The sequence below is a fragment of the Terriglobia bacterium genome, from assembly GCA_032252755.1.
Taxonomy (GTDB): Bacteria; Acidobacteriota; Terriglobia; order Terriglobales; family Acidobacteriaceae; genus JAVUPY01.
Genome location: JAVUPY010000044.1, coordinates 1 through 20,279, shown reverse-complemented (window position 1 = coordinate 20,279; position 20,279 = coordinate 1). Strand labels below are relative to the sequence as shown.

The 20,279-nt window shown below is 56.7% G+C and carries 17 protein-coding genes; 7 read left to right on the top strand and 10 right to left on the bottom strand.

Annotated features, from left to right (window positions below; translation table 11 throughout):
* Window positions 1-94: 94 nt before the first annotated feature.
* From ROO76_10215 to ROO76_10205, 3 genes are all read left to right on the top strand, one after another.
* A complete protein-coding gene (locus ROO76_10215) occupies window positions 95-592 on the top strand; it encodes a chemotaxis protein CheX (protein ID MDT8068524.1) in 498 nt (165 codons plus the stop codon).
* 190 nt (window positions 593-782) lie between these two features.
* Window positions 783-1,658, top strand: a complete 876-nt coding sequence (locus tag ROO76_10210; protein MDT8068523.1) for a TIR domain-containing protein — start codon at window positions 783-785, stop codon at window positions 1,656-1,658.
* A gap of 229 nt (window positions 1,659-1,887) precedes the next feature.
* The gene (locus ROO76_10205; protein ID MDT8068522.1) at window positions 1,888-2,352 is read left to right on the top strand and encodes a hypothetical protein; all 465 of its coding nucleotides are present in this window, start codon (window positions 1,888-1,890) and stop codon (window positions 2,350-2,352) included.
* A 1,540-nt stretch (window positions 2,353-3,892) separates the two neighbouring features.
* Here ROO76_10205 and ROO76_10200 read toward each other — a convergent pair.
* On the bottom strand, window positions 3,893-7,252 hold the full coding sequence (locus ROO76_10200; GenBank protein ID MDT8068521.1) for a glycosyl hydrolase: 3,360 nt from the start codon (window positions 7,250-7,252) through the stop codon (window positions 3,893-3,895).
* Between the two features lie 197 nt (window positions 7,253-7,449).
* Complete coding sequence (locus ROO76_10195) at window positions 7,450-8,715, bottom strand: YncE family protein (GenBank protein ID MDT8068520.1); 1,266 nt, start codon at window positions 8,713-8,715, stop codon at window positions 7,450-7,452.
* A 241-nt stretch (window positions 8,716-8,956) separates the two neighbouring features.
* On the opposite strand from ROO76_10195, the gene ROO76_10190 reads away from it, so the two are divergent.
* Entirely contained in the window at window positions 8,957-9,931 is a 975-nt protein-coding gene (locus ROO76_10190) for a SpoIIE family protein phosphatase (GenBank protein ID MDT8068519.1), read from the top strand.
* Between the two features lie 847 nt (window positions 9,932-10,778).
* Window positions 10,779-11,522, top strand: a complete 744-nt coding sequence (locus ROO76_10185; GenBank protein ID MDT8068518.1) for a Bax inhibitor-1/YccA family protein — start codon at window positions 10,779-10,781, stop codon at window positions 11,520-11,522.
* 62 nt (window positions 11,523-11,584) lie between these two features.
* Here the strand turns inward: ROO76_10185 and ROO76_10180 are convergent, their stop codons facing one another.
* From ROO76_10180 to ROO76_10165, 4 genes are all read right to left on the bottom strand, one after another.
* The gene (locus tag ROO76_10180; protein ID MDT8068517.1) at window positions 11,585-12,277 is read right to left on the bottom strand and encodes a hypothetical protein; all 693 of its coding nucleotides are present in this window, start codon (window positions 12,275-12,277) and stop codon (window positions 11,585-11,587) included.
* Between the two features lie 55 nt (window positions 12,278-12,332).
* Window positions 12,333-13,208, bottom strand: coding sequence for a hypothetical protein (locus ROO76_10175; GenBank protein ID MDT8068516.1), 876 nt, complete (start codon window positions 13,206-13,208; stop codon window positions 12,333-12,335).
* Window positions 13,209-13,991: 783 nt separating this feature from the next.
* Entirely contained in the window at window positions 13,992-14,819 is an 828-nt protein-coding gene (locus ROO76_10170) for a glycoside hydrolase family 75 protein (protein MDT8068515.1), read from the bottom strand.
* 255 nt (window positions 14,820-15,074) lie between these two features.
* The gene (locus ROO76_10165) at window positions 15,075-15,935 is read right to left on the bottom strand and encodes a Ku protein (protein MDT8068514.1); all 861 of its coding nucleotides are present in this window, start codon (window positions 15,933-15,935) and stop codon (window positions 15,075-15,077) included.
* 76 nt (window positions 15,936-16,011) lie between these two features.
* Here ROO76_10165 and ROO76_10160 point away from each other — a divergent pair, with 76 nt between their 5' ends.
* Window positions 16,012-16,818, top strand: coding sequence for a DUF92 domain-containing protein (locus tag ROO76_10160; protein MDT8068513.1), 807 nt, complete (start codon window positions 16,012-16,014; stop codon window positions 16,816-16,818).
* A gap of 310 nt (window positions 16,819-17,128) precedes the next feature.
* Here the strand turns inward: ROO76_10160 and ROO76_10155 are convergent, their stop codons facing one another.
* The 4 genes from ROO76_10155 to ROO76_10140 form a co-directional block, all read right to left on the bottom strand.
* On the bottom strand, window positions 17,129-17,578 hold the full coding sequence (locus ROO76_10155) for a hypothetical protein (GenBank protein ID MDT8068512.1): 450 nt from the start codon (window positions 17,576-17,578) through the stop codon (window positions 17,129-17,131).
* A gap of 94 nt (window positions 17,579-17,672) precedes the next feature.
* Complete coding sequence (locus tag ROO76_10150) at window positions 17,673-17,834, bottom strand: hypothetical protein (protein MDT8068511.1); 162 nt, start codon at window positions 17,832-17,834, stop codon at window positions 17,673-17,675.
* Window positions 17,835-17,982: 148 nt separating this feature from the next.
* Window positions 17,983-18,606: a YdcF family protein gene (locus ROO76_10145; protein MDT8068510.1), complete on the bottom strand. Its 624-nt coding sequence runs from the start codon at window positions 18,604-18,606 to the stop codon at window positions 17,983-17,985.
* The gene (locus ROO76_10140; GenBank protein MDT8068509.1) at window positions 18,603-19,250 is read right to left on the bottom strand and encodes an L-threonylcarbamoyladenylate synthase; all 648 of its coding nucleotides are present in this window, start codon (window positions 19,248-19,250) and stop codon (window positions 18,603-18,605) included. The genes ROO76_10145 and ROO76_10140 overlap by 4 nt, the downstream gene beginning before the upstream one ends.
* A 262-nt stretch (window positions 19,251-19,512) precedes the next feature.
* On the opposite strand from ROO76_10140, the gene ROO76_10135 reads away from it, so the two are divergent.
* Window positions 19,513-20,279, top strand: a 767-nt coding sequence (locus ROO76_10135; GenBank protein MDT8068508.1) for an SCO family protein, incomplete at its 3' end; no start/stop codon positions are given.

The following is a 20,279-nucleotide window of genomic DNA, read 5'->3' as shown; positions in this document are numbered from 1 at the left end:
TCAAGCCCGAGGTTCTCTACGAGGTCATCAAGTACGTCATGGGCGAAGACGCCGTCGCCGTCGCATCTGCCGCCGCCGGAACAGGAGAAGCACAATGAGGATGGAACTCATTCAGCCGTTCATTAACGCCGCGGACGCCGTTCTCTCGCAGACGCTCCAGTGCTCCACCCGCATCGGCGACGTCGCCATGGAAGAAGAAGCCTATCGCCGCCGAGGCATGGCCGCCACCGTCGTTATCCACGGCGACATCGAAGGCCGCGTCATCTTCGACATCGAGGCTCCAACGGCGACGAAAGTCGCCAGCGCTCTCGCCGGTTCCGAACTCACCGAGAACGACTCGCTCGTGCGCGAAACCGTCAGCGAACTCGCCAACCTCGTCATCGGCAACGCCGTAACCACGCTCAACGACCAGGGCTTCCGCTTCAAAATCAATCCGCCGGAAGTCCACAGCGCCGACCAGGGCATGAAATCCACCGAAGACACCGAAGCCCTAGTCATGGCCTTCGACACCCCCGCAGGCTGCGTCTACATGAACATCGCCATGCGCTACAACCGGAGACGTCGCGCCGAACGATCCGCGGCGGCGATGTAGAGCACACACTTTCGACTATTGCGAACCTGACGTTCCACCCAACACTCGTCATCCCGAGCGGAGCCGCGATTTTGGCTTTTCCGCGCCGCTGTTAGCGCGGTCGCGGCGGAGTCGAGGTGACCTGCATTTCTCTCTCTCTATAAGATGACGCTCGCAGCCGCTCCCGAGTGCGGCGTATCATCTAAGGCCGATGGCGACTGCACGCAAAATTACAGAGCTAACGCGGACCGACATCGTGGATGCGCTGTTGCTCGACACGGTGCCCTTCATAGGCAAGCTCGACATCATCTCGTTCCTGAAACGGATCTGGCCGCTCGAAACGATGCCCTCCCGGGACTCCCGATTCAAAAACGCGGAGGGCGACATCTGGCAGCACATCGTCAACAATTCTGATTACACGGAGTCAGAACTGCTTTATCAGAGGCTCAAGATTTGCTCCATTCCTGACGAACAGTTCATCCGATTCCTCGAAGTCTGCATGCTCCCCATTGTCGCCCGCGATCCCCAGCGGATCGAGGAACTGGCGACGATGTTTAATAAGTATCTGGTGAACGACGGGTTTGTCGCGAAGCCCGCCGGTAGGGTATCTGGGCGCACGATTTACAAGGTTGTCAGCATGACGGGTGTGGATATTGGTGAGACTTACGAGATCGTGCTGTCGTTTGCTGGTGAAGATCGCAAGTTCGTCGAGCAAGTGGCGGAGCTGCTGCGTCTCAACGATGTTTCGCTGTTTTACGACAGTTATGAAAAGGCGTCGCTATGGGGCAAGAATCTGATCGAGCATCTTCATAAAGTGTACAGCAGCTCGGCGCGGTATTGCGTGATGTTCATCTCGCAGCACTATGCGGAAAAGGTCTGGCCGACTCATGAGCGTCGCAGCGCGTTCGAGAAGGCGATCGAGGCGAAGGAGGAATATATCCTTCCTGCACGCTTCGATGACACGGAGATTCCCGGCTTGCATAAACACATCGCGTATGTCGACCTGCGCAAGGAGACTCCGGAATCGCTGACTGTGCTGGTTCTGAAAAAGCTGGGACGGAGCGACGACGAGATAATTCCGTTTTGAACTCGCGCGAGCAGGAACAACTGGTGGCGGCGATGCTAAGGTGGACCCACGAACCACCCCTGGGCTGGTGGCGCACCCTTTCGCTCGTGCCCTACCTTTCTCGCGCGCACTCCAGCGCGAGAGGGTGGGGCAGTTTGCACAGGTGATAGGGACGTCCTCGCCAACCACTCGCATCCCGCCAGTTACTACGAAGAACCCCGGAACCGGCGACGTAGAATGAGAGGCCGCCATGAAACTGAACCTAGCGTTATTGCTCATCTGCTCATTTGTTTTCGTCGATGCTCAGCAGACTGCCCCTTTTTCGCTATCGATTAGCGCCGAGAAATCCGAAGTGACCAACAATGGCGATGTGTACATCCAGATTACAATGACGAACACTTCGAACCATGACGAGAATTGCACATCTGTATATAACAATGGCGTGAACAAATCCTATCAATATCACGTGTACTCTGCTGACGGCAAAAAACTGCCCAATATCTCTCGGAAGCACCCTGAAATGGAAACCGGCGGCAGCGCAGAGATGTGCACATTGAAACCAGGTGAGAGCCTCACTCAAAGCAGCCTGATCAGCCGGCTTGTGGCCTTCCAAGGACCTGGTAACTACATCGTGCAAGTTTCACGTCGAGACCTCGACGATCCCAAGGGAGGTGCTGTCATGTCAAACAAGATCACTATCACAATCAGCAACTAGTTCTTGGCTTTCCGTTCACTGGAATGGAATCCGAGAATCCGGCGACAGTACGAAACATCCCCCAATTCTAGGGCGCCGCGCGTTCTTGTAACCCTCTAGGCAGCCGATGAATCGCCTTCGTTTCCGCACGATTGCTTGGTTGACTCTGCTAGCTCTATTCGTCGGCCGACCCGCGTTAGCCGCAGACTGCCAAACAAGTAATATGCCGAGCAGCCGACTGCCACTGAGAGGATTCTTATGCGATCGATTTCGTGTCTAGTTGTCTTACTTGCGATTTCGCCTGCTCTTACGCAAGCGCAAAGCTCCAATGCACCATACGTGCTGACTATTTCCGCCCCAGAGACAAGCATCGTGGTTGGGAAGCCTGTTGAGGTTCAGGTCACAATCGAGAATAGTTCTGGCACGGATCTGTCAATACTGAAATCAAGAGCCTCACAATCTGGAGAACTGACTTATGACGTTGCGGTGGTGGCTGCGACGGGGGCTCCGGTCACCCTGACGCCATACGGAAGGGCGCTTCACGGGTTACCCACGGATCCCCCGATTCTCATTCGTGGAAGCGATTACACCCCAACTCTCAAACCTCACGAGAAAATCGTTGATACGATTCTCCTTAACAAGATTCATGAATTAACTCCCAGGCGCTACATTGTTCGAGTTCGCAAGCTCACGAAGTCGAAGGCAGATAATGTTGTGTCGAATACCCTTCAACTTACGATCCTGTCTCACTGAAACTATAGGCTGGTGGCCCAGCCTTCACTCGTGCCCTACCCTTCTCGCGTTCTTTGCGAGAGGGTGGGGCAGTCCTCCCCCTGGCAAGTCCATTTCGGGAACGAGTTAAATTTTTCTCTTTACATCACAGACAGCCTCCCTCACCACCCTCTATCCTGATCATGGATCAGTCCAACAACGGCGCCCTTCGTGGGCGCCGTCGTCATTCGCTCTTTAAAAATTTGTCGACCGGCGTCCCCAACCGGTTTTAGGCCTGCGCTTGGTGACTCTTCAAGTGAGGGGCTTCAGCCCCTGAGGGCAAGCAGTCCATCCAACCCCGACTCGGCTTTCATTCGTCATTGCCGCACTTGTCATTCCGTCATTGGTTTTCAATCGTCAATGTGGCAATCGTCAATCGTCAATTCGGGTTGGTCGCGACGATCCGATCATCCTCTAACTCCTTTGGAATCTTTTAAGTACTTCTAGCAAGATGATTCCAAAGTATTTACCTCCTGTTTCTGCGTTAACTCGTTGATTCCAAAGTTTCAGAGGGGGTGGGGGGTGGGGGAGGGAAGGTCCGACGGTTTATCAATTGGTAACCGGGGTATTTTTAGATTTAACCGCCGCATTTTCATAGATCTACACGGAAAATTTCCGTAAGTCGCTGAAAACAGGAGATCGCTAAATAGGGGGGTGGGTCAGAAGCCCCTTAGACCACGGGAATTCCGGCCCTTTCCAAAACCGGGAAAGGACCGGCCACCCAGCGAGTAGGGTCAGGCACCGGAATACGAGTCTTTAATTCGTCATTCCGACATTCGTCATTTCGTCATTAAGGTTTTTCGGGCACCGTCACTCCCACCGCCGGAACCTCCAGCTTCCGGACGGTTTCGTTGAACGACGCCAGATCGGTCTTGACGATGTCGTTCCATTTCGCGACCTGCTCGTCCGCCTGCTTGCTCAGTTCATCAAACAGTTCGTAGTCCTGCTTGGTCGGCGCAGCATCGGCACTCGATACCGTTCCTCCCAGCGCCACCAGGAGGTTATTCAGTCGGATCGGGTAGTTCAGCACATCCTGCCCGCTCTTGGCCTTGGTCTGGATCATCGTCTCTTCCACCGCAGTCATCTTCTTATCCAGCGCCGCTCCGGCGTCTGCAATCGTCTTCGCGTTCGGATTCTTCTCCTGCGTCATGCGCTTATCCAGAGCATTGATCTGCGCCCGAACGTCGCGAATTTGCATAATCGCCGTATGCACCACGGTGACTTTAGCGAGGATCGACTGCATCAGGTCGAACTGCTGCTTGAGTTCGGCCTGCGTGACCTTCAACCGTGGATCCGGCACGATCTCGAACGGCTCTGTCTGCGATTTCCCATTTACCGTTAGCCGAACCTGGTACTTGCCCGGCAATGCGAGCGGTCCCTCAGTGCTCCCACCCCACAACGGCGAATTCGGGATGCTCAGCGCCGGTTCATAGTGCATATCCCATACGAACCGATTGATGCCGGCCTTCGTCGGAATTGGCTCTTCGCGTCTCCGTCCAAACCCTTCCTCTCCGCCGCCAGTTTCGGGCTTCTTCGGCGGGTATGTTCGGATCACCTTCCCCAAGTCGTCGAGAATCTCAATCTTGGCTGGCTGAGCTTCCGGCTTCCCCGCAGCCTTCTCGGCGGACTTCTCAGCGCCCTGTTCACCACCTGCACCGGCGCCATTCGCGCCTGCGGCTTCCGGCTTTTTCTCAGGCTTCTTGATCTCGTTCTTCAGGTAGTAATAGAACACCGCTCCCGCCGGCGGGTTCTGTCCGGCATTTCCGCCGCCAAAGAACGACCCTGGGAACGTCGTGTGGTTCGCCGCCGCCGGTGCGAACAGGTGAACGTCATCGTTCTTGATCGAATCGTTCCACTGCCGTAGCGGCGACAGATCGTCGAGAATCCAGAACGAGCGTCCATGGGTCGCGACCGCAAGGTCATTGTTCTTTACGATCAGGTCATTTACCGGCGCCGCTGGCAGGTTCAGTTGCAGCGGCTGCCAATGTGCCCCATCGTCGAAACTCACATACACGCCATGCTCAGTCCCCGCGTACAGCAATCCTTTTCGCTTCGGATCCTCCCGCACCGCATGCACGTAAACATCTTTCGGAATGCCCGTGTTGATTTCCGCCCAAGTCTTTCCGAAGTCGTGCGTCTTGAAAACATAGGGCGCAAAGTCGTCCAACTTGTGCCGTTCCACCGCCACATACGCCGTCCCCGCGTCAAACGGAGATGCTTCGATCATGCTCACCGTTCCCCAATCCGGCATAGTTTTTGGCGTGACGTTCTCCCATTTCCCACCGCCGTCGCGCGTGATGTGAATCAGCCCGTCATCCGATCCGGCCCAAATCAAACCCTTCTCTCGCGGCGATTCCACTACCGAGAAGATCGTGTCGTAGACCTCAACGCCCGTGTTGTCCTTTGTAATCGGACCGCCTGCGGATTGCTGCTTCGACTTGTCGTTCCTCGTCAGGTCCGGAGAAATGATCGTCCAGCTCTTCCCTTCATCCGTCGTCTTGAACAACACCTCACCCGCGTAGTACAGCGTATGCGGATCGAATGGGGAGAACACCATTGGTTCCGTCCACTGGAAGCGGTGCTTCAAATCGGCCGCACCCCAGCCGATCGGATTTCGGGGCCAGGGATTGATATTCCGGGTCTCTTCCGTACGATGGTCGTAGCGCGTAACATCGCCACCATAGGAGTTCGCGTAAACGATATTCGGATCCGTCGGGTCTACCGCGATGTATCCGCTCTCGCCACCGCCGACCTCGTAGTACCACTTTTCCCCGATCCCGCCCGTCGCGCTCGCGCTTGCAATTGCAACCGTCGAGTTATCCTGCTGCGCCCCATAGAGCCAATACGGGAAACGGTTATCGGCAACTACGTGATAGAACTGCGCCGTCGGCTGGTTCAGCAGCGTCGACCAACTCGCTCCGCCATCCGTCGAAACCGTCGCGCCACCGTCGTTGCCATTGATCATCCGCTTCGTGTCCGTCGGATCGATCCACAGCCCGTGATTATCTCCGTGCGGCGTTCGAATCCGAGTGAACGTCTTTCCGCCATCGATCGACCGGTACGTCCCGGTGTTCAGGATGTAGACCACATCCGGATTCTTCGGATCGGCAAACACGTGTGTGTAATACCAGGCTCGCTGCCGATACTCACGGTCATCATTCATCAAATGCCAGTGTTCACCGCCGTCATCGCTGCGATACAGTCCGCCCTTCTCTGCTTCGATCAGCGCGTACACGCGATTCGTATCTGATGTCGGCGCAACGCCGATGCGTCCCAGGATGCCGTCCGGTAGACCGTTCCCCGTCAGTTTTGTCCACGTGTCCCCGCCGTCGGTCGATTTATAAAGTCCACTTCCCGGTCCGCCCGATTCGAACGTCCACGGCTTGCGCACCACCTGCCACATTCCCGCGTAAAGGATCTGCGGATTCGACAGGTCGTACTGGATGTCGATCCCGCCCGTCTTGTCGTCCACGTAGAGAATCCGCTCCCACGTCTTTCCGCCGTCCTTGGTCCGGAAAATCCCGCGCGTCGTGTTCGGCCCAAACGGATGACCCAGCGCCGCCACGTACACCTCGTTCGGATTTGTGGGATTCACAACCATTCGCCCAATTGATTCCGTATCGCGCAACCCGATGTACTTCCACGTCTTGCCAGCATCCGTCGATTTGTAAACGCCGTTCCCGACAACGACGTTTCCGCGAATACATGCCTCGCCCGTCCCGACGTAGATCACGTTCGGGTTCGACGGTGCCACGGCGATCGCGCCTACCGACTCCGATGCCTCCGGAAACTTGTCCCACAGTGGCTTCCAGTTCAATCCCGCATCCGTGGACTTCCACATTCCGCCCGCGGTTGATCCGAAGTAGAAAACATTCGGCTCTCCCGCAACGCCCGAAACCGCCACGACGCGCCCGCCACGAAATGGCCCCACCAACCTGTACTTCATGCCCTCAAAAATGGACTGGGGCGCTTCTGCTTTCGCTGGCGCAACCTTGCCTGCTTCCGGCGGAAAATTCTCCGCTGTCGGCTGCTGTTCTCCCGTCGCCGTAGGCTGAATGCTGGGCTCGGATGGCTTGTTCGGCTGGCGTTTCTGTGCGAAACAAAACGAACTGAAGAGAATGACGAATACGAGCGACCATTTCAGGCTCACGCAGAATCCCCCACGATGAAAAACGAACTGCTCATCCTACTCTCCCGATGGTTTTATTGCGAAGAACAGATTTGCAAAATTTGTTTCTAGCACGAAATGGCCCGATGGCAGGATCGCTCGATGGTGCGGTTTTAGGACAAACGGAAAGGGCGGGATCGATCGCTCCCGCCCTTCACCTACTACCAAACCCTACTGTCTTACTGTCTTCCCATCACCAGCACTGGCCTCATCCTGGCCGGATTGCACGTCGCCACCGTCGGATCGCAGCTCGGCACATCCTGTCGCGGCGCATCGATCGTCGCCACCAGTGCATTATCCGAGGTCCGGATGATGGCCGTCCCATTATTCATGTCGGTTGGTTCCGTGAAGGTTGCGTAAACTCTCGCGCCCGCGATCGAAGCCGCCACCCACGTGACCTTCGATCCGGCCACCTGCGAAATTGGAATTTGCGTCGGCAAGAAACTATTCCCGTCGATCCGCGTCACCACGTTGGTCGCCGTGTCCGCAACGAAGACTGCCGAACCGTCCGCCAGAACCGCGATTGAATAAGGTGAGGCGCCCGATCCGACGCTTACCGGCGCCGTCAATTGCACCGGCGTCACACCCGAAATATCGAAAACGGAGACAGAATCGCTGCCCTGGTTTGAGACGTAAACCCGCGTGCGCTTCGTGTCCATCGCAATGTACACCGGCGAACTTCCATTCGTCGCAATACTGGCGTTCCGAACGGCATCGTTCGCGATGTCCAGGACCGTCATGTCGCCGCTGCCCTTGTTCACCACGTACGCCGTGCTGCTGTTCGGGCTCACCACCGCCCACGCCGGGCTTGTTCCCACTGGAAGCTTGGCCTCAATGGTGTTGGAGACGACGTTGATAATCCACGCCTGGTTGAGCGTATCGTCCAGCACAATCAGCCGCTGGCCGTCGGGCGTCTGCGTGAAAAACGTCGGATGCGGCCCGACACAGATATCGGTCTGCAATGAATTGCTGCTCGTCAGCAGCACACCGATCGACCCGCTGCTCGGACAATCCGAATTCGTTCCGCGATTCAGTATGTACATGTACGAACCGCTGCGTGAATACGCATACACCGGATCCGAACCCGACAGAAGCGATGCAGTCCCAACGACCGAAGTCGCATACGAAGTCTGGGTGGAAGTATCCAGCGTCGAATTCGGAACAATGACCGCCGACTTGCCTGCTGTCCACGTCATCCACGCCGCACCCGGCCCGACCTGCCGGTTCCCGATATTGGTATCGCCGCTGACGTCGAGAAACGAGACTACGTCGCGATCGCCAGAAGGGTTCTGGTTCAACACGGCAACGTAGTCAGCGCCGCTGGGGTCGCCGCCCGGAAGCGGGATTGGAGTGACGATGGGACGGTAGACATCATTACAGCCCAGGCTCAGCAGCACCACCGTCAGCAGCACCGCCAAACCGGCCTTTGACCAAAAAGAGAACATTATTAGTTCGCCGGGTCCTTCCTGAAATGTCGCACGAACGGGAAACACTCATTGTAACTGCAAGGTGCGACTCACGCCAATTTCGACGGCTCGGCAGGTCGGAACTCTGCTTTCCCGTTCGCTGACCCACCTCTGTTCTTCGCAGATGGCGGTTTTTCTTGCGCGTAATTAAATCAATTTCATCTCTCTTCATCACTGCGGAATCCAATATTCGGAACTACCATTTCCGGCGGAGAGTGCCATGGCTACACTCGAGGTCAGTTTCCTGCACAACCAACTCGAAGAGCGCAAACGCCGTCTGCAGCAGGCGATTGCCCTGGTGCCGGGCGACGGCAGCCTCGCCGCGCTCCTCCGGGAAGTCGATTCTGCGCTCAACCGCATGGACAAAGGCACTTACGGTTACTGCGAGGAGTGCCACGAACCGGTCGAGCAGGTCCGATTGCTGGCCGATCCGCTGGTCCGGTATTGCCTTGACCATCTCTCGGCGTCGCAGCGAACGGCGCTTCAGCGCGACCTCGATCTCGCAGCCGAAGTGCAGCGCAACCTGTTGCCCAAGCCGAACCTTCGGGCGGGCGTCTGGGAAACCTGCTATCACTATGCACCGCTCGGTCCGGTCAGTGGCGATTACCTGGACCTGATTCCTTCCGATGGAAGGCTGTTCTTCGCGCTCGGCGATGTCTCCGGCAAAGGGGTTGCTGCCTCGATGCTGATGACGCAGCTACATGCGATGTTCCGCAGCCTGACTGCCATGTCGCTGCCGCTGCGCGACATCGTCACGCACGCAAATCGGCTGTTCTGCGAGAGCGCGCTTGCGGGACAGTACGCAACGCTCATCTGTGGGCAGGCGAAGCCTGATGGGCAGGTTGAGATCCACAACGCCGGACATCTTCCGGCAATTGCCACCGGACAAGGCGGCGTGCTGCGCCTGGAATCGACCGGATTGCCGCTGGGGATGTTCTGCGAGGCGGAATTCGCGCCGACGCGATTACAGCTCGATCCTGGAGACTCGCTGTTCCTCTATACCGATGGTCTCTCGGAAGCGCGCTGCGCCGACGATGAGTACGGCGTCGAACGGATCGTATCGCTGATCGGCAAGCAATCGGGACGCGCGCCAGCGGATCTCATCGGCGCTTGCCTCGGCGACGTGCGGAACTTCGTGGGTTCAGAACCTTATTCCGATGATCTGACGATGCTGAGCATTCAGCGCAAGCAGTAAGTTCGTTCGTTCGTTCCTGGTTCGTGAAGATCAAAGCGGGGCGATTTCCGATGCTGCTGTCTGGAATCCCCCACCCCCCTGTTTTGCGGTTCTTCGTTTTCAATATTTTACGGAGATTTCGCCGCTAAAATATTGCGCATACGGAACTTAAATCTAAAAAGCCAAACAAGGCCATTGTTTCCAACGATTTGCGTAACGAACGACGGTCGATTTGCTGCTCGTTATCAGACATTTTTATGGTTATGAGGTGGACATTCTCAGGATCCGCCTCGCGGTAGCAGAGCGACGAAAGTTGTAGGCGGTCTGCATCGTGTGGCGGATTGGCTATCCCGCACAGCCTGGATTAATGTCGCTTTGTTGCTTTGTCCTCTCGACAAAGCGCACGCAGGAGCCTTGCGACGGAAGCCGCAAGGCTCTTTTCCTTGGCTCGGGTGCGGGCCGTTACCGCAGCGACGAGTATGTCAAAGAGCGATGTGATTCTAAGCCGCCGAACCGACCCGCGTCCTGCTAACTGCGGCAGACGTGGGACACGGGACAACTGAAGAACCGAAGAACGGACTTCAGCGCTAAAAGCGACGGCGCCCACTGGGGGCGCCGCTGGATAGACTGTGTCCAGAGCAATTGTAAATGATGCGGTCAAGAGGGTCGCGGCCTGATGATGAGGAAACTTTCCGGGGAGTTCCGAAACGGGATTAAACCAGTTCCCGGGTCTCAGTTGTCGGTTAGTTCCTTCATTGCTTCGCGCTCGAGGTCGTGACGTGAAGGTCAAGCGTTTTCCTGCGACTGCGGCCGGATTGGGATAATCTATGGAACAGAAATCAACGAGGAGATTCCATTGGCCCAACTGATGAGAACGGCGAACCCGGCCCTGAGCGACCGCGCGTTCCGCGACGCGACGGCAGGTTCATTTGAAGACCGAATGACGATCGAGGGGACGGTCAACAAGACCGGGCTACTCCTGATATGTGCCATCGCTACCGCTGCGTGGACCTGGCATCTGTTCATGCAGTCACGGGATGCGGCGGTCCTCGGCCCATTGACATTGATTGGGGCTATCGGTGGCCTCGTGTTTGCGATGGTCACCATCTTCAAAAAGACTTGGGCGCCGGTCACCGCGCCGATCTACGCACTGCTGGAAGGACTTGTGCTCGGCGGCGTCTCTGCGATGTTCGAGGTTCGATTCCCCGGAATCGCGATCCAGGCGGTGAGCCTCACGTTTGGGACGCTGGTCGTCCTACTCCTCGTTTACCGCGCGCGGTGGATTCCCGTTACCCAGAACTTCCGGCTCGGCATAGTTGCGGCTACCGGCGGAATCTTCTTCGTCTACCTGATCACGATGGTGCTGGGATTCTTCGGCATCCACTTCGGCTCCTCGATCTACGGTTCCGGAATTGTCGGGATAGGATTCAGCATCTTTGTGGTGATCATTGCTGCGCTGAACCTTGTGCTGGATTTCGATTTCATCGAACGCGGGGCACAGTCGGGCGCGCCAAAATACATGGAGTGGTACGGCGCCTTCGGCCTGATGGTCACCCTGATCTGGTTGTATTTCGAGATACTGCGGTTGCTGGCCAAGGGGAGACAGCGATAAAGAACTCCGAGAGGGTTCCACACGTCCGCCAAATCTGGATAGGTTACGTGATGGAGATATGATCAGAGAAAGCGTTTAACCTCTCCAAGATGTTCGCCACTTTCGCCAATCAAAACGATTTCCAGTTCAGAACTGAGTGGCTCAGCGGCACCGTCGATTTTTGCCCTGTACCAAATCTCTGGAGGATTCATTTCGGGCCACGGCTGCCGCATTTCTTCCAAATCAGCAGTGATTTCCCGAATGACAATTCCAGACTCACTTAGCCATCTCAGCATCACCTTTCGCGGCTTCTTCTGTTTGACCGGTTTGTCCGGGCCCCCTGGCGCAATTATGGTACCCGATCCGGTGGACACAATTACGGGGTTCTTTTCGACGGCTACTATGAATGAATCTGGGTACGCAGAGACATCGCGCTTGTCTTTCTGAAATTCGGCACGTCCGTCTGTTTTCGTTCGCTGGAGTCCTTCAAAGAACTTGGACTCAAGGCTTACTGCGAAAGCTCCATCCTGTGTCGTACCTATCGGGAGAGACTCGCAGTAGACAACCCTCTTCACTTTTGCGTTGGGTATCGCATCGCACCAATCCTCCTGTGCCTGCACCGCTGAGATGAGAGCCAAAATCGAGATGACCGCGAAGGCTCCTCGACGCATTTTGTCCTCCTCGGGAGTTGGACGTGCGGCATTAGTTGGAGGTATCAGGCCATACCATAATCTATCCAGCAACCCCGGATTGTTTATGAGAAGGCGATTTACCAACAGCTATTCCGCGTTCGTGCTGTGATAAACCTTGGCTGCCCTGAATGCAAGAATGCTACAACGCCGCTGATGCCGATGCCTGCTCGATTTTGTCAATTCGACGCAATCCGAGATGGCGTTGCAGAGATTGTGCCGCCCTCAGACCACCGTCACTGAGGATACTCTTCGTCGAGCCATTCTCCGGTTCCCCGACAGGAATCGTTGCGGAATGATAGCCGTCAGTCAGCAACGGATTAGACAATTCGCAGTCAGGTGATGCGGTTGATTTACACACGCGTGGCCCCACGTAACCATAAACCCAATGAGTCACACCACCTTCGCGGTTTGTGATCGGCATCCCAGCATTTGGCACTTTTGTATTCTTAACAATCCAATGAGCCGCACACTCCACGACAGCGCCTTCGCGATTCGTCGAGGAGTCATTCGGCGGCCACTCCAACGAACGGTTTGGGACGATTATGGCTGCGCCAGCGCGAGCAAGTGTAAGCGCCATGGGAAGCAAATCGGTAGGCGCCTCACCATGCGGATGGATTTTTGAGTGAGAGAAGACGATGGCCGCCTTTACGATCTCATCAGACGGCAGCAAGACTGTTGCGTCGGTTCGACCCCAATTTCCCTGCAAGACGACCCTCTGCACAACAACCCCATCAAGAGTTCTGATGCCGGACGGTTTTGCGGTTTCGCACTCGTTAGCTTGACCGAATGCGAACGACACAGTTAGAACGACTGCCGCGAGTAATGATGGAAAGCGCATTCGGAGCCTCCTACCAATTTCGGAAATCGTAACTCTAGTGAAGGCAGAAATGCGAATGAATTTCATTACATAATTAGATTGTGGTTGATAACAGGGCATATCGTAATCTATCCAGCTACCCACATCCAGCAACTCTAAACCGCCAGCGAACCATACCCCTTGAGTTTGTCTGCCCACGTTAGCGTCCAAAGGCGGGGCGCGAACGTGGGGCACAAAAGGTGAGGAGATACCTGGGCTACAACCTTTATGTTTCTAAAGCAGACTGGTGGTAACACAGAGAGAAATGCAGGTCACCTCGACTCCGCCGCGCAACAGCAGCGCGGCTGGTCTCGGGATGACGGGAACTTGTTGCGGTGAGTTTTCGCAGGCCTGAAGGCCTGCCCCAACGAATGACAGGACCCACATGAATGCTGATTAAGTTCCCGTTTTGGAACTGTACAAGATTTTCTCTCCGGTTCCCTTGCGGAGATCGCGGTCGCGCGACTTACACTTGTTTTGGGACATAGTCCTGACTTGAAGCAGTTGTGGCGGCGCTCCTTCGCGGGCGCCGTTTCTCTGTTCCTCGGGAAAGTACTCCTGGCAAAAGGACGCCAGGATGGGGTACGGAGTACCTTCGTAACTCTGACCTTCGAAACCGGGAGTTAACGTTTCTTTACAAACGGATGAACCTTTTGTTAGAAGAGTTCTAACCGACTCACGGGTCCACAGCTCTTAATTGGACCTTTATCGGGAGGGACGTGGCTGGTCCCCCGCAGCCACGTCCCGCTGCGCAGATTTCGCGGACATAGTCGTGACTTGAGCAGTTGTGGCGGCGCTCCTTCGCGGGCGCCGTTTCTGTTTCTAAAGCAGATTCGTGGTGATACGGAGGGACATGCGGGTCACCTCGACTCCGCGCAAGAAACGCGCTGCTCTCGGGATGACGGAATTGTTTGAGGCTCAGGTACGAGGTGGATCGAGGGACTACTCGGCAGGCTCGGCGGTGTCGGAAGCCTGGACGTCGCCTCCGCCCGGTTCCAGCATTGCACTGACGTCGAGGATGGAACCGACGGCGTCGCTGACTGAGTCCTGGATATCGGGATCGGCCAGTTTGTCCTGAACGATTTTGAGCATATCGTCGGTTCCCATTGCACTACCGATACCCGACTTTTTGAAAACGATGTAGACGATGCCGCCATCGATCCCCCCGTGTAACGGGTCAGCGTTCACGTCCAGCGCTTTAGCCAAAGCGATGGAGCCTTCGCCTGTGGTCGGGCCTTCGTCGGCGAGGATTGCTGGGCTCCATCGTCCGTTATGGCTGTTGACGACGATCGCGACGTCGCCCAACCGCGGCCCGGAAATGCAACGAGGCAGAGAAATGTAGGGGATCTCTTCTGAGTTGACGAATCGTCGCTGGCTTCTGCTGGACTGGCTTTCGTCTTCGAGCGCCGTTTGCGAGATGTAGTAGCCGGGTGCGGGATCGTCGGGGCCTTGCACGACAGGCTCGCCGTCATCGGTCAAAATCCCGTCCCAATGCCCCGGGCTACCGGCGTTATGCAGCGCGTCGAGACCTGCGCCGGGTACGGGAGAATACGCGTGAGGACTGCCGTCGGCATCTATTGTCATTCCGGCGCGGAAGACCAGGAGCCCGGAATGATGGGAGAGAAACTCGGCCTTCCCCGAGCCGTTGTGGCACGGAGGTTCTTGCGAAGCCAGGCACGACGGCGCCAGCAAAAGAACGATTCCGAACGTCACGGCACTGATCAGAATTGGCAACGACGTCCAACCGGCAGCTCCGCGCGCTGAGTTCAAGAGGCCTCCTACTGAATGAAAAGGATGCGCATTCTCTATTATGCGCGCCGGGAAAGTCCCTCGCCATATCGCCGTGACAGTAGTTTTGGATGGTTAAGACACTACGGAGTTTTGGGGTTCAGGAAGGCCTCGTGGAATTTGAACCCGACACTACAGCAAGGAAGCGGAGAACGAATGGGAATTTTCCCGTCCGGGAAGATCCGTCAAGAAACTACTCCGCCCCATCCAAGCCGGGACGGGACCTCCAGATTGAATTTACGCGGCTCCGCGCTTCTTCCCCGGCTTCTTTTTTGCTGCGGCGTGGGTTCGCTCGGCGGCTTCGACATGCTCGACGCGCTGCGGCTTCTTCTTATCCATTTTGTCGAGGCTCGCTTTCAGTGCTGACATGAGGTCGACGGCGGGTTCCATCTTCTTCGGCTTCTCGACTTCGGCGACTTCTTTGCCTTCGAGCTTCGCCTGGATCAACTCTTTCAGGTTTTCCTGGAAGGTGTCGTGATACTTTTCCGGCTCGAAGTCGGCGGCGAGAGCCTCAATGAGCTGGTGCGCGATTTTGACCTCGGCTTCTTTCAGCTCGACGTTCTCGGTTCCGGTCTCCTCCATGTGACGAACTTCGTCTTCGTAGTACATGGTGTGCAGCATCAATCCGCCTTCGTGCGGACGGAGGAAGACCGTGTATTCGCGGTTGTGCATGGTGAGTTTCGCGATGGCAACGTACCTGGTCTGCTCCATGGCCTTGCTGAGCAGCGCGTACGGACGCTTACCGGCCTCTTCGGGACGCAGGTAGTAAGAGGCGTCGAAGTAGAGCGGATCGACTTCGCTGGAGGGAACGAACTCGAGGATCTCCATGGCCTTGGCGGTCTTCGGCTCGATCCTCTTGATCTCCTCGGGATCGATGACGACATATTCGCCCTTGCGGAACTCGTAGCCTTTGACGATGTCGTCGCGTTCGACGACTTCGCCGTCTTCGGCGCAGATGAGCTGCTGCTTCACGCGCGAGAGGTCCTTGCGGTGAAGCATGTGGAAAGAGACACGTTCGTCGCGCGCGCCGGAAAACAGGCGCACGGGCATGGAAATGAGGCCGAAGGTCAGATACCCCGTCCAAACTGAGGCAGGCATAGTTTTCCCCACAGTGCCCGGGAATTATATACACGAATTCGCCCGGCGCAAATACAGTCTGATAGGATGCGGCGGAGTGGAATCTTTGCCGCCAACCGTCTTTTTAGCCGCTGTTATGACCCATAACAGCCTGTTTGTAGCGCCGTTAACGGGCGAAATTGCAGCCTTGGCGCGGGTCCTACCCGCGTTCGCCGTTACTATTGTGTTCGCACTCCTGGCATGGGGAATGCGCGGGGTAACCGCCCGCGGAGCCCTCGCCGGCTTCCTCTGTACCTTCTTTATCGCCACGGCTGCTGGTTACGGAGGCTTCGTAACGGTTCTCGTGGTCTTCGCGCTGACGCTGTTCGCGACACATTTCGGCCAGCATCGGAAACTGGCGGCGGGGATCGCCGAACTGAAAGGTGGACGGCGGGGTTATCAGGTGCTCGCCAACCTCTCAGCCGCCGCGATAGTCGCGGTTCCGGCCATCTTCTCTCCGCGAGTCGCACCGCTGCTGTTCGCAGCGATGACTGCAGCGCTGTGCGAGGCGGCATCCGATACAGTCTCCAGCGAGATTGGTAAAGCCGTCGCCCGGCGGTCGCACCTCATCACCAATTTGCACTCGGTTGCGGCGGGTGCAGATGGCGGAATCACGTTCCAGGGGACCCTGGCGGGCATCATTGCGGCGTGGATCATCGCGGCAGTGGCGGCGTCATTGAATGTGATCTCGGATTATTGGATCTTTCCGGCCATGATTGCCGGAGTGGTGGGGATGCTGTTCGACAGCGTTCTCGGCGCGACGCTGCAGCGGCCGGGAAGGCTGGGCAACGACTCGGTCAATTTCATCAGTACAGCGTTGGCGGCGTGCTTGACGCTTGGATATGGTTTGTTGCTGATGTCGTAGACCTCTGGCGGCGCGGGGCATCTCACAGAAGCAATTGGGGCGAACGTCGGGCGACTGGAATCTGGAGTCTCGGCGCTGGCTTTTGTTCCGAATTCGGAACAAAAGCGGATTCCTTGCTCCTGTTCCCATTTTGGCATTTAAGGTAAGTACGTTCTTACAAAGAACCGGTACCTTCGGGGAGGTGCCGCGAATGCGTAGAACAAGCCGGCACGCCTGATAGGGTGCCGGTTTCTCTTTGGAGGGCCGGTGGATTGATGGCTGGTAGGGAGTGGGCAGACTGGACCGTAGTATCTGGAGTGATCGGTAAGCATCAGGGCTGCGGCACAGCTTTGGGGGCTTCGGCGTCGAGAGTCGACGCGGGGAGTTTGCACTTGCTGGCCCAGGATTCGGCTTCCGCTCGAGTGACCAGGTCAAAGTCAAACCTCATAAACTGTGAGAGAGGATTCTTGAGCCCACCCGCAGCGTAGTATGTCTCGCCGGCGACAGCGCTAAAGGTTATCGCTTTCTTCTTCCCTTTATTGGACCAGAACTTGTGCGGCCCTGGCGTCAGGCTCAGGCGGACAATTTGACAGTGTTTCATCGTAGCCACTTCCGCTCCGGTTTCGTCATAGAACCTGACCCGATAATCCCAAAGATTAGGATCGCGAGAATCCACGATCACAAGGGTGGCGCGATTCTCCGGTGACTGGCCGAGGGACGGAAGAACTGCAAGGAAGAGGATGATGGGAATAACGCTGCACAGCATCAGCTTCTTTTGCATGGTTTGCAACTTCTCCAGGCACTACTGCGGTAGGGGCGACTGTTCGCTGACTTCGTCAGGCGTCCAATTTATTGGACACAAGGGAATGCTTCCCTTATTTTTTCTCCTCTTCCTTTACGAACTCCCAGTAGCCCCGTCCGCAGAGATTCCTGCAGTTGGGCAGGTTGTCGCCCTCTTTGAATTGGGCTGGAGTTTTGCAGACGCTGCACCAGTAAATGCCCGACTTGGGCGCGGGTGTGCCCGGTTTATGAGACATCAGTTCCTCCCTGAAAAAAGCTAACCACGAAGGACACGAAAGTTCACGAAGGGCAAATGACTTCGTGCGCCTTCGAGTGCTTCGCGGCCAAGCTGTCTTGTGATGCTATCTGCCAAGATGTTTCAGGGAAATGGAACTCGTCACAACCCTACGTGATGTGCAACGTCCACAGCGTCAGGCTGAGGGCCTCGCGCATCACCGTTAGCGCCTTCGTCGTGTCAGACAGCGGAACTTCCTGCGGGCGGGGTGAGACGTAGGTTACCAGTCCTTCGCGCTGCAGCATTCGCTTGGTGCGGAAGACGTGGTAGGGATCGCTGACGGCGATGCAGGTTTTCCAGCCGTTGACGCGCATGATGACTCCCACGCGCTCGGCCGTTTCCGAAGTGCTGTCGCCCTGGGTTTCGGCGATGAGATGACGGTCGGGAATGCCGCGTTTGTTCAGGTAATCGCGACCTACCCCGCCTTCGCTGTACTTGGGATCACCACCGGCGCCGCCGGAGATGATCACGATGGGAGCGAGTTTCCTCTGGTACAGCAGGTATGCGTGGTCCAACCGGGCGCGGAAAACGGGCGACGGTCGCCCGTCGTATTCGGCAGCACCAAAGACGATGATGGCGTCGGCAGGTCGCGCGTCGTCGTGTTCCGACTGGCGAACGATTCGAATGCAGGAGACTACGTAGAAGATGAGGATGAGGCAGAGTCCGGCGAGAAGGAACCGGCCTATCCAGACCTTGAATCCTCCCGAATGCCCGCCACTGCTACCTCCTGTCATTGATCGCCGAGAAGGTCCTCGATTTCGTGTACGGGAACGGCGCCAACCCGCATGATGCGATACTTCACGCCTTTGTCCGCCAGGTTCACGATGGTGGTGTAGGTGTCACGCGGCGAGGGGCCGCCATCTACGATAACGGGTACTCGCTCATGCAACTGGTCGCGAACGCCCTCTGCGGTCGTACACTCGCGCCGTCCGTGAAGGTTTGCCGATGTCGCGGTAATGGGCAGGCCGGCGGCACGAATCACCTGCAGGGGAATCTCCGCCGCCGGAATCCGGATGGCGATATTGCCGGTATTTGCAGTCACTTTAAGAGGCAGCCGCGGCGCGGCCTTGACGATGATGGTCAGCGGCCCCGGCCAGAACTTGTCGGCGAGAATGTGGAACTCATCAGGAAGCGTATCGGCGAGATGCTCTGCCTGGTCGACGCTTTCGATGAGCAACGACAGGGGCTTGTGACGATTACGGCTCTTGATCTCGTAAACCTTGTCGACGGCGCGGAGATTGAAGGGATCAGTAGCCAGCCCGTAAAAAGTGTCGGTCGGCATGCCCAGCACTTGCCCTTGCTTGATCTGCTCGGCGCAATAGGCGATGAGCGATGGGTCAGGAGATTCGGCGTTGATCTTTATTATTTCGGGACGCACCCGTAGCTTCCCTTTCTGGAAGAGCGACTCGGAAAGGCCAAAACTAACACACTCAAACACTTGCCGCAAGGACAGGGGAGTTGCGGGTGAAAGACCCACATCTGTGAACAACTCGCAGATGTGGGACACCAGCACCAGAGCCTCGACCAGCTACCCGGGAAAAAAGATTCATCAACTTTCTTCAGGCACTCGGAGTCCTATACTACTGAACGTGGGGTTTTCACCTTTTACCGTGGTTCTCAGCGACAAGGAGTTTTGCGCATTGATTCGTGTTGCATCGCAGTACATTCGCAGATTCGGTTTCGCACTCGCCTTAATTAGCTTCCTCGCACCAAACGTTTACGCGCAGAAATTCTGGACGGGAAAAGAAATGCAGCAGGTCCCGGTCAACCAGGATCCGAAAGCGCTGGAGGGCGTCGGGATTGACCAGAGGTTGAACTCGCAGATTCCGCTCGAGCTGCCATTCGTCAATTCGGAAGGGCAAACCGTCCAGCTAAGCCAATATTTTGGCAAGCGGCCAGTTGTGCTTTCACTCGTCTATTACGACTGCCCGATGCTGTGTCCTGAGACACTGCAGGGAATCACCGATGTGGTGAAGCAGACGACGCTGAAGCTGGGCAAAGATTACGAGATCGTGACCGTCAGCTTCAATCCGAAGGAGACGCCGGCAATTGCGGCGGCCGCGAAGCAACAGTGGCTGGGGAAACTCGGCAATCCAGACGCCGAGCGCGGGTGGCACTTCCTCACCGGCAGTCCGGATTCAATCACGAAGCTGGCGAACGCGGCCGGGTTCCATTACAAGTGGGATCCGATGACCAACCAGTTCAACCACGCGACGGCGATCATGGTCGTCACACCTAAGGGACGCCTCTCGAAATACTTCTACGGAGTGGTCTTCTCGCCGCGCGATTTACGGCTGGGATTGATCCAGGCATCAGACAACAAGATTGGAACGGCGGTGGACGCGATTCTGCTGTACTGCTGCAGGTACAACGTGAGCACCGGGAAATACGATGTGCTGGTGAGCCG

What these genes read in the sequence shown, in the direction of transcription:
- ROO76_10215 (MDT8068524.1), top strand. Translation starts at nt 95, where the DNA reads ATGAGGATGGAACTCATTCAGCCGTTCATTAACGCCGCGGACGCCGTT.
- ROO76_10210 (MDT8068523.1), top strand. Translation starts at nt 783, where the DNA reads ATGGCGACTGCACGCAAAATTACAGAGCTAACGCGGACCGACATCGTG.
- ROO76_10205 (MDT8068522.1), top strand. Translation starts at nt 1,888, where the DNA reads ATGAAACTGAACCTAGCGTTATTGCTCATCTGCTCATTTGTTTTCGTC.
- ROO76_10195 (MDT8068520.1), bottom strand. Translation starts at nt 8,715, where the DNA reads ATGTTCTCTTTTTGGTCAAAGGCCGGTTTGGCGGTGCTGCTGACGGTG.
- ROO76_10190 (MDT8068519.1), top strand. Translation starts at nt 8,957, where the DNA reads ATGGCTACACTCGAGGTCAGTTTCCTGCACAACCAACTCGAAGAGCGC.
- ROO76_10185 (MDT8068518.1), top strand. Translation starts at nt 10,779, where the DNA reads ATGAGAACGGCGAACCCGGCCCTGAGCGACCGCGCGTTCCGCGACGCG.
- ROO76_10165 (MDT8068514.1), bottom strand. Translation starts at nt 15,935, where the DNA reads ATGCCTGCCTCAGTTTGGACGGGGTATCTGACCTTCGGCCTCATTTCC.
- ROO76_10155 (MDT8068512.1), bottom strand. Translation starts at nt 17,578, where the DNA reads ATGCAAAAGAAGCTGATGCTGTGCAGCGTTATTCCCATCATCCTCTTC.
- ROO76_10150 (MDT8068511.1), bottom strand. Translation starts at nt 17,834, where the DNA reads ATGTCTCATAAACCGGGCACACCCGCGCCCAAGTCGGGCATTTACTGG.
- ROO76_10145 (MDT8068510.1), bottom strand. Translation starts at nt 18,606, where the DNA reads ATGACAGGAGGTAGCAGTGGCGGGCATTCGGGAGGATTCAAGGTCTGG.